This is a genomic window from Nonomuraea cypriaca, from assembly GCF_015645445.1.
Taxonomy (GTDB): Bacteria; Actinomycetota; Actinomycetes; order Streptosporangiales; family Streptosporangiaceae; genus Nonomuraea; species Nonomuraea cypriaca.
In genome coordinates this window covers 18586-27301 of sequence record NZ_JADOGI010000148.1, presented here as the reverse complement: position 1 = coordinate 27301, position 8716 = coordinate 18586, and the positions used below count along the sequence as shown (strand labels likewise).

General features: G+C 72.3%; 8 protein-coding genes. 1 reads left to right on the top strand and 7 read right to left on the bottom strand.

The window, feature by feature from the left end; genetic code table 11:
• Positions 1-399 precede the first annotated feature (399 nt).
• From ITP53_RS36725 to ITP53_RS36705, 5 genes are all read right to left on the bottom strand, one after another.
• Complete coding sequence (locus ITP53_RS36725) at positions 400-1191, bottom strand: IclR family transcriptional regulator (RefSeq protein WP_195900068.1); 792 nt, start codon at positions 1189-1191, stop codon at positions 400-402.
• A gap of 97 nt (positions 1192-1288) precedes the next feature.
• Positions 1289-2044, bottom strand: a complete 756-nt coding sequence (locus tag ITP53_RS36720) for an XdhC family protein (protein WP_207756937.1) — start codon at positions 2042-2044, stop codon at positions 1289-1291.
• A complete protein-coding gene (locus ITP53_RS36715) occupies positions 2041-4389 on the bottom strand; it encodes an aerobic carbon-monoxide dehydrogenase large subunit (RefSeq protein WP_195900067.1) in 2349 nt (782 codons plus the stop codon). Before ITP53_RS36715 ends, ITP53_RS36720 begins: the two co-directional genes overlap by 4 nt.
• Complete coding sequence (locus ITP53_RS36710; protein WP_407941372.1) at positions 4386-5012, bottom strand: (2Fe-2S)-binding protein; 627 nt, start codon at positions 5010-5012, stop codon at positions 4386-4388. The genes ITP53_RS36715 and ITP53_RS36710 overlap by 4 nt, the downstream gene beginning before the upstream one ends.
• 1 nt (position 5013) lies before the next feature.
• Positions 5014-5874: an FAD binding domain-containing protein gene (locus tag ITP53_RS36705; RefSeq protein WP_195900066.1), complete on the bottom strand. Its 861-nt coding sequence runs from the start codon at positions 5872-5874 to the stop codon at positions 5014-5016.
• An 85-nt stretch (positions 5875-5959) separates the two neighbouring features.
• On the opposite strand from ITP53_RS36705, the gene ITP53_RS36700 reads away from it, so the two are divergent.
• Positions 5960-6868 carry a LysR family transcriptional regulator gene (locus tag ITP53_RS36700; protein WP_195900065.1) on the top strand — a complete coding sequence of 303 codons (909 nt, stop codon included), beginning with the start codon at positions 5960-5962 and terminating at the stop codon, positions 6866-6868.
• Positions 6869-7011: 143 nt separating this feature from the next.
• On the opposite strand, the gene eda is transcribed toward ITP53_RS36700, so the two are convergent.
• Together eda and ITP53_RS36690 are read right to left on the bottom strand one after the other, a co-directional pair.
• Positions 7012-7623 (bottom strand): bifunctional 4-hydroxy-2-oxoglutarate aldolase/2-dehydro-3-deoxy-phosphogluconate aldolase, encoded by a 612-nt coding sequence (eda, locus tag ITP53_RS36695; RefSeq protein ID WP_195900064.1) that lies wholly within the window; start codon positions 7621-7623, stop codon positions 7012-7014.
• Between the two features lie 106 nt (positions 7624-7729).
• Positions 7730-8695, bottom strand: a complete 966-nt coding sequence (locus ITP53_RS36690; protein WP_195900063.1) for a glucokinase — start codon at positions 8693-8695, stop codon at positions 7730-7732.
• Between the last annotated feature and the right edge of the window lie 21 nt (positions 8696-8716).

The following is an 8716-nucleotide window of genomic DNA, read 5'->3' as shown; positions in this document are numbered from 1 at the left end:
CGCCTGGCATTCCGCGTCGCCCGGCTGGCACGCCCCTTTCCGCGCGGGGACTGGTTGGCGGGCCTCTTGCCCTGCGTCGCTCGTCCGGCATCCTGCGTCGCCCGGCCGGTATGCCCCTTTCCGTGCGTGGGCTGGTTGGTGGGCCGCTTGCCGTGTGCGGGCCGGCTGGTGTGTCGCCTTCCCTGGGCTGCGGGGTTGGTGGGGTTTGGCCGGCGGGCGCGGGGACGGCGTTCGGGCCCGGGGGCGCCGGACCGGGGGCGCCTCCTGGGTGGTCGGAGCGGGAGGGAGGTTCATATTCCGATGTGATCGCCGAGGGACCTGTAGGCGCAATCGGAGGTTTCGGTCAGTGGAACGCTTTCGGCCGCGATTCCTGAAGATGTTCCGGTGACCGGAACGCCGCTACATGCCGAGGAGGGTGGCCGAGATGGCCTGAGCGGCGCCGCGCACGGAGATGCCGAGCTTGGCCAGCGGAGCCGCGTGGGCGGGCGCGGCCACCCCGAGCGACATGCAGATCCGCCCGCCGGGCCCGAACACCGGCGCGGCCACGCAGGCCACGCCCTCGGTGAACTCCTCCTGTGAGTACGCCACGCCGTACCGCCGCACCTGGGCCAGCTCCCGCTCCAGCCCCGCCAGGCTGATGATGGTCCGGCGCGTCAGCCGCTCGAACGTCCCGCGCGCGAGCACCTCCTCGCGCAGCTTCGGGTCGAAGGCCAGCAGCGCCTTGCCGGTCGCCGTGCAGTGCAGCGGCGCCCGGTCCAGGCCGTCGGAGCGGGATTGGACCCGGTTGTGCCCGTAGAGCCGCTCGACGTAACGGGCCTCCAGCCCCGAGGGGACGGCCAGGTTGACCGTCTGCCTGGTGGTCTCGTACAGGTAGAGCAGGTACGGCAGCACCACCGTGCGGGTGCCGGGCACCCGGGCGCGGGTGATGCCCGCCATCGACTCCAGCAGCTCGCCTGGCAGGTAGCCGTTGCCCACCCGCATGGCCAGCTCGCGCGAGCACAGCACCCCCAGGATCCGGTGCGCGGTCGACTTGGGCAGCCCTGTGCTGCGGCACAGCTGGGCCAGGCTGACCGGGTGGGAGGCCACGCTCAGCGCGAGCAGGATGTCGATCCCCCTCTCCAGGCTGCCCGGCTGCGTGATCGGGCGGTCGTCCGATTCCGGCTGTACTTGGCGGGCCGTTTGCGTCGGCATCAATGTCCTTTTCGCTCTCGCGGAGCAGGAAGGGGCTGCCCAGGGCTGCGGGTTTCCATTTCCTGGCCTACCCGGCCGCCGCGACTCCGATACCCGCTCAGCGCAGCCTGATGATCTCCGCGTACACCGACACGGCCACCTCACCAGGCGTTCTGGCCCCTATGTCCAGACCCGCCGGAACATGCACGCGCTCGCCTCCCTCCACCTGAGCCAGCACCGCCGCGCCGCGCCTGCGGCTGGCGATCAGCCCGATGTACGGCACGTTCCCGGCCAGCGCGGCCTGCAGGACCGGCTCCTCGCCCACGCCGTGCGAGGCGACCAGCACGGCGGAGGTGTCGGCGGCGATCTCGGCCGGTGGGCCGGTGGCCGGCTCGACCTGGTAGCCGAGTGCCGTGCCGACCGAGGCCAGGGCCCGGGCGATGGGGCTGTCGCCGTACACGTGGATCAGCACGGGAGGCAGCACGGCCTCCAGGAAGATCTCCAGCGTGCCGCCGGACAGGCACGGCTGGCCGACCGCGACCAGCCCCTCCTCCTCGTGCGGCGCGTCCGCCTCGGGGGTGATCCGCAGCAGCGTGGCCTCCCCGGTGCGCATCAGGCGCAGGCTCTGCGCCCGTACGGTGTCGACGGCGCAGACGCCGCCGACGAACCCCTCGATCGTCCCGTCCGGCAGCACCAGCGCGCGGTCGCCCGCCTTCGCGCTCGCCGGCCGCCGCGCCCGGACGACGGTGGCCAGCACGTACGGCTCCCGACCGGACCGCAGCCTGGCCGCCTCCGCGTCCAGGTCCACGACCGGCGCCCCGCTCCGGGCACGTGCCCTGGCACGGGGCGCCGGCATGCCGAGGAACTCGCTCATGGGATCGCCAGATCCGTGCGGAAGGGGTCGCCGTTGATGACACGCCACACGGTCGCCGGGGTGAGCGGCATGTCGGCGTGCCGCACACCGTACGGCGCGAGCGCGTCCACCACGGCGTTGACCACGGCGGCGGGGGAGCCCACGGTGGCCGACTCGCCCACGCCCTTGGCCCCGATCGGGTGCGTCGGCGACGGCGTCACGGTCTCGCCCAGCTCCCACGACGGGCACTCCATCGCGGTCGGCAGCAGGTAGTCCATGAACGACGCCCCCAGGTGGTTGCCGTCCTCGTCGAACGCCATCACCTGCATGAGCGCCATCCCGACCCCGTCGGCGAGCCCGCCGTGGATCTGCCCCTCGACGATCATGGGGTTGATCCGCACCCCGCAGTCGTCCACCGCCACGAACCTGCGCACCTTCACCTGCCCCGTGCCGGGGTCCACGTCCACCACGCAGATGTAGGCGCCGAACGGGTACGTGAGGTTGGGCGGATTGTAGACGGTGACCGCGTCCAGGTGGCCTTCGACGCCCTCGGGCAGCTCCAGGTTGGAGTGCGCGGCCAGCGCGATCTCGGCCAGCGACTTGCCGGTGGCGGGGTCGCCCACGACCGACCACCTGCCGTCGGCCCACTCCAGGTCCTCCGCCGACGCCTCCAGCATGGCGGCCGCCACGATCTTGGCCCGGTCGCGCACCTTCCTGGCCACGATCGCGGTGGCCGCGCCGGAGACGGGGGTGGAGCGCGAGCCGTACGTGCCCAGGCCGAACGGCGTCTGGTCGGTGTCGCCGTGCACCACCTCCACGTCGTCGGCGGGGATGCCCAGCTCCTGCCCGACGATCTGGGCGAACGTGGTCTCGTGCCCCTGCCCCTGCGACTGGCAGGACACCCGCAGCACCGCCTTGCCCGTCGGGTGCACCCGCAACTCGGCGCCGTCGGCCATGCCCAGGCCCAGGATGTCCATGTGCTTGCGCGGCCCCGCGCCCACGGCCTCGGTGAAGAAGCTGACGCCGATGCCCATCAGCTCGCCCCTGGCCCGCTTGTCGGCCTGCTCCGCGCGCAGCTTGTCGTAGCCGGCCATGTCCATGGCCAGGCGCAGGGCCTTCGGGTAGTCGCCGGAGTCGTACTCCCAGCCGGTGGGGGAGTGGTACGGGAACTGCTCGGGCTTGAGCAGGTTGCGCATCCGGACCGTGGCCGGGTCCATGCCGAGCTCGGCTGCCAGCACGTCCACCATGCGCTCGACCAGGTAGACGGCCTCGGTGACGCGGAAGGAGCAGGCGTAGGCGACGCCTCCCGGGGCCTTGTTCGTGTAGACGCCGGTGACCTCGCAGTGGGCGGCCTCGATGTCGTACGAGCCGGAGAAGACGTGGAAGAAGCCCGCGGGGAACTTCGTCGGCTGCGCGGTGCCGTTGAACGCGCCGTGGTCGGCCAGCACCTTCACCCTGATCGCCTGGATCCGGCCGTCCCGGGTGGCGGCCACCTCGCCGCGCATATGGTAGTCGCGGGCGAAGGCGGTGCTCATGAGGTTCTCGGAGCGGTCCTCCATCCATTTGACCGGCTTGCCGGTGACGATCGAGCCGACGATCGCACACACATATCCTGGATAAATCCCGACTTTGCCGCCGAAGCCGCCGCCGATGTCGGGCGAGATCACGCGGATCTTGTGCTCGGGCAGCCCGGCCACCATCGCGTACAGCGTGCGGTGCGCGTGCGGCGCCTGCGTGGGGCACCAGACGGTGAGCTTGCCGGTGACCTTGTCGAAGTCGGCCAGCGCGCCGCAGGTCTCCAGGGGCGCGGGATGCACGCGCGGGTAGAGCAGGTCCTGCGCGACCGTCACCTCCGCCTGCTCGAACACGGCCTCCGTGCGCGCCCGGTCGCCGGCCTCCCAGTCGAAGATGTGGTTGTCCGTACGCCCGTCGAGATCGTCCCTGATGACCGGCGCGTCCGGTTCGAGTGCGCGGCGGGCGTCGATGACCGCGTCGAGGGGGTCGTAGTCGACGTCGATCAGCTCCAGCGCGTCGCGCGCCGAGTAGGGGTCCTCGGCCACCACGAACGCGACCTCCTGCCCCTGGAAGCGCACCTTGTCCGTGGCCAGCACCGCCTGCGTGTCCTGCGACAGCGTCGGCATCCAGGCCAGTCCGAGCCCGGCCAGGGTCTCGCCGGTGATGACGGCCTTGACCTTGGGGTGGGATTCGGCGGCCGAGGTGTCGACGGAGACGATCCTGGCGTGCGCGTGGGGGCTGCGCAGCACGGCGCCGTACAGCATGCCGGGCAGCCGTACGTCGTCGGTGTAGGTGCCCCGGCCCCTGATGAACCTGGCGTCCTCCTTGCGGTGCATCCGTCCGTGACTCATCGGGTGGCCTCCCTGGCGGACTCGGCGACGTTCGGGCTCGTCGCGGACTCGGCGACATTTGAAGTCGCGGACTCGGCGTCATTCGGGCTCGTCGCGGACTCGGCGTCATTCGGGCTCGTCGCGGACTCGGCGTCATTCGGGCTCGTCGCGGACTCGGCGGCGCGGGAGCTCGCCTCGGCCGCCCAGCGGATGGAGCGGACGATGTTCTCGTAGCCGGTGCAGCGGCAGAGCTGTCCCGAGATGGCCTCGCGGATGCGGCCCTCGTCGGGGTCGGAATCGCGGTCGAGCAGCCAGCGCGCGGTCAGCAGCATCCCCGGCGTGCAGAACCCGCACTGCAGCCCGTGGCACTCCACGAACCCCTTCTGCACCGCGTCCAGCTCGCCGTCCCGCTCCAGCCCCTCCACCGTGGCCACCTCGTGGCCGTCGGCCATGACGGCGAGCACCGTGCACGACTTGACCGGCACGCCGTCGAGCCGCACCGTGCAGACGCCGCAGTTGGAGGTGTCGCACCCCCAGTGGGTGCCGGTCAGGCCCAGTTCGTCGCGCAGGAAGTGCACGAGCAGCAGCCTGGGCTCGACCTCCCTGGTGTACGGCTGCCCGTTCACCGAGACCGTGATCCGCATGTCAGATCCTCCCTGCCGCCGTGGTCAGCGCGCGCCGGGTCAGCTCGGCGGCCAGATGGCGTTTGTAGTCCGCTGGGCCGCGCTGGTCGGAGTGCGGGTCGCAGTGCTCGGCGGCGATCCCGCCCGCCGCGGCGAACGTCTCCGCGCCGGGCTCCTTGCCGGTGAGATACGCCTCGGCCTCGGGGGCGCAGAAGTGCTCGGCGCCCACCGCGGTCAGCCCGATGCCCGCCCGCGCGATGAGCCCGCCCTCCAGCGTGATGACGGCTCCCGCCGCGGCGACCGGCCAGTCGCCCACCCGGCGCTCGACCTTCTCGTACGCGCTGCCCGTGTTCCCGACGATCGGCACGCGGAGCTGGAGCAGCAGCTCGCCGGGGCCGGCCGAGGTCTCGTACGGGCCCTGGTGGAAGTCCCGGATGGGGACGGTACGCGTGCCGCTCGCGCCCTGGATGACGGCGGACGCCCGTAATGCAGAGAAAACAGCTGATAAATCTTCGGAAGGGTCGCCCTGGCACAAGGAACCGCCAACGGTCCCCCGATTTCTGACTATCGGGTCGGCAATAACCCGCTCCGCATCCCGAAATATCGGGAAAAGGTCGGTGGCGGTGGTGTCGTCGAGGAGCTCCGCATGACGCACCAGCGCGCCGATGGCCAGCTCATCGCCCTCGACGGCGATCCACCCGAGCTCGGCCAGGCCGTTGATGTCGATCAACGCCTCCGGCTGGGCCAGGCGGAGCTTCATCATCGGGATGAGGCTGTGGCCTCCTGCGACGATCCTGGCCTCGGGGCCGTACCGTGCGAGCAGTTCGAGCGCGTGCGGCACGCTCTCGGCCCTCTCGTATTCGAACTTCGCGGGAACCTGCATGACTGCACATTGCTGCCACCGATTTGCCGCGACAATCCGCAAATAAGGGATTCCTTAATACGCTTCCCGGAACTATGAAGAGGGAGTGACCCTCAGCCAGCTCGGCACGTTCGTCTTCGTCGCCCGCCTGGGTTCGGTCAAGGCGGCGGCGCGCGCCCTGGGCGTGAGCGAGCCCGCGGTCTCGCAGTCGCTCGCCCAGCTCCGCAGGCATCTCGGGGACCCGCTGCTCACCCGGAGCGGCGACCGGATGGTGCTGACGGAAGGAGGCCGGCGGCTGCTGGGCATCGCGGCCCAGATCGTCGCGCTGGGCGCGGAGGCGGTCGCCGCCGTCCAGCCGGGCCGCCCCGCCCCGCTGCACGTGGTCATGGACGACGTACTCGCCGAGTACGTCGCCGGCCCGCTGATCTGCCTCTTCACGCAGCGCAAGTCGGTGGACGCCTCGACCGGCGTGGCCGCCACGGCGGAGGCGCCGCTGCTGCTGTCCAGCCGCCTGGCCGACGTCGCACTCGGGGCCCAGCCGGCGGGGGAGGGGCTGGTGAGCCGGCCGGTGCTGCGCTGCCGCCTGGTCGTGGTCGGCGCGCCGCGCGGCCGCCGGGACCACTGGCTGGTCGGCCCGTCGGGCACCGACCCGGCCAGCGACACCAGCCGGGTGCTGCGCCGGTTACGCGTGCCCGAGTCGCAGGTACGGGTCTACGCCAACCAGACCGCGGCCTGGAAGGCGGCCGCCGAGGGCGCGGGCGTCGCGCCGGCGACCGCGCACCTGGTCGCCGCTCAACTGCGCAAGGGGGAACTGGTGGCCGTCGACACCGCGGTCACCCCGCTCGTGTCCTACTGGTACGCCACGACCCTGGAGCCCGCGAACCGGCCGGCCACGGCGGGCACGTTCCTGGACTTCCTCACGACCCCGGCGGCCACCCAGGTCATGCGCACGCCCGACGACGGCGTCCCGCGCAACCGCTTCCGCCCGCCCGTCCACGTCTCGATCTGGAGCTGACGGAAGCCGCGCGTCGCTCAGGAGCCGGCCGCACCCGCGCGTCGAGCTGGAGGGGCGGACGTAAGCCGGCCGCGTGTCGAGCTGGGGACGGACGTAAGCCGAGCCGCGCGTCGAGCCGGGGCGACGGACGCAAGCCGCGCGAGCTAACGGAGGGCGGCGGCCTCGGAGGCGAGCTTCTCGACACGGCTCCAGTCCCAGGCCGCCAGCGCGTCGGCCGGGGTCAGCCAGGTGCCCCCGACGCAGCCCACGTTGGGCAGAGCGAGGTAGTCGGGAGCGGTGTTCACCCGGATGCCGCCCGTCGGGCAGAACCGCACGTCAGGCAGCGGCCCGGTCAGCGACTTGAGATAGGGGACGCCGCCCGCCGCCTCGGCGGGGAAGAACTTCAACTCCTTGATCCCGCGTTCGGCCAACGCCATCGCCTCCGACACGGTCGCCGCTCCGGGAAGGTAGGGCACCCCGCTCGAATCGAGCGCCTCGACCAGGGCCAGGGTCGTGCCCGGCGTAACCAGGAACTCCGCCCCGGCGGCCACGGACGCCGAGATGTCCTCGGTGGTGCGGATCGTGCCCGCGCCCACGGTGGCCTCGGGCACCTCGTCGGCGATCCTGGCGATGGCCTCGCGCGCGGCCGGCGTGCGCAGGGTCACCTCGATGACCGGCAGGCCACCTGCGACCAGCGCCCGGGCCAGCGGCACGGCGCTGTCCACGTCCTCGATCACCACGACCGGGATCACTGGGGCGAGATCGAGCAAGCTCATGAGTTCTCTCCTCGTCGGCCGGATACGGCCGTTCGGTTGTTGACACGTTCGGGGGATGCCCACGCCGCCCACCATGCGACGCCGCTGGGCCCGCCGGGGCGCGGGTTCACCCCACCGGCTCCGTGCGGGCACGCCGGCTCAGCCACGCCGCCGCGCCGGTCAGCGCCGGTTGGGGCGCGACGATCAGCACGGTCCCGATGTCAGCCAGGTAGTCGGCCATGTCCGGGTTGGCGGCGAACCGGGGACGGAAGCCGCTGATGCGCACGCGTTCCACGATACGTGGCAGCACTCCGCCGCCCAGGTACACCCCGCCCTTGGCGCCCAGGGTCAGCGCCACGTTGCCGGCGAAGCTGCCCAGCATCTCGCAGAACACCTCGACCGTCTCCGCGCACAGCGAGTCGTCCAGTCCGGACAGGATGTCCGCGGTGGTCAGCGCGGGCGCGGCGACGCCGTTCACCTGGGCCAGCGCCTGGTGCAGGCGTACCAGGCCGGGCCCGGACAGCACGTGCTCGGCCACCACCTCCGCCAGTCCCTGGGACTGCAGCACCCGTACGATCTCCAGCTCCCGCGGGTCCGCCACCGGCACCGTGACATGCCCGCCCTCGCCGGGGATCGGCGTCCAGCCGTGCTCGGTCGGCACCAGCCCGCCCACGCCGAGCCCGGTGCCTGGACCGAGCACGGCCTTGACTCCGTGGCCAGGGGCGGGGCCGCCCAGGGACACCAGGTCGTCGCCCTCCAGGTGCGGCAGCGACACGGCCAGCGCCTCGAAGTCGTTCAGCAGCCGCGCGTACGGCACGCCGAGATCGCGTACGGACCCGGCCCAGGTGGAGTTCGTGAGCCGGTAGCGGTCGCCGTCGATCGGCCCCGCCAGAGCCAGGCAGGCCGCCCCCGGCCGCGCCCCGCCCGCGTGCTCGGCGAGATAGGCGGACACCGCGTCGGCGAGCGTGCGGTAGCCGGCCCCCGCCAGGACGGCGACGTTCGACGGCCGCTCTCCCTGCGAGGTGACCAGGCCGAACCGGGCGTTGGTGCCCCCGATGTCGGCGACGAGCCACGGCAGGTCGAAAGCCCTCACCGAGGGTCTCCGCCCGCCAGG

Excerpts from the sequence above, each read along its gene's own strand:
- ITP53_RS36725 (WP_195900068.1), bottom strand. The coding sequence starts at position 1,191 with ATGCCGACGCAAACGGCCCGCCAAGTACAGCCGGAATCGGACGACCGC.
- ITP53_RS36715 (WP_195900067.1), bottom strand. The coding sequence starts at position 4,389 with ATGAGTCACGGACGGATGCACCGCAAGGAGGACGCCAGGTTCATCAGG.
- ITP53_RS36705 (WP_195900066.1), bottom strand. The coding sequence starts at position 5,874 with ATGCAGGTTCCCGCGAAGTTCGAATACGAGAGGGCCGAGAGCGTGCCG.
- eda (WP_195900064.1), bottom strand. The coding sequence starts at position 7,623 with ATGAGCTTGCTCGATCTCGCCCCAGTGATCCCGGTCGTGGTGATCGAG.
- ITP53_RS36710 (WP_407941372.1), bottom strand. The coding sequence starts at position 5,012 with ATGCGGATCACGGTCTCGGTGAACGGGCAGCCGTACACCAGGGAGGTC.
- ITP53_RS36720 (WP_207756937.1), bottom strand. The coding sequence starts at position 2,044 with ATGAGCGAGTTCCTCGGCATGCCGGCGCCCCGTGCCAGGGCACGTGCC.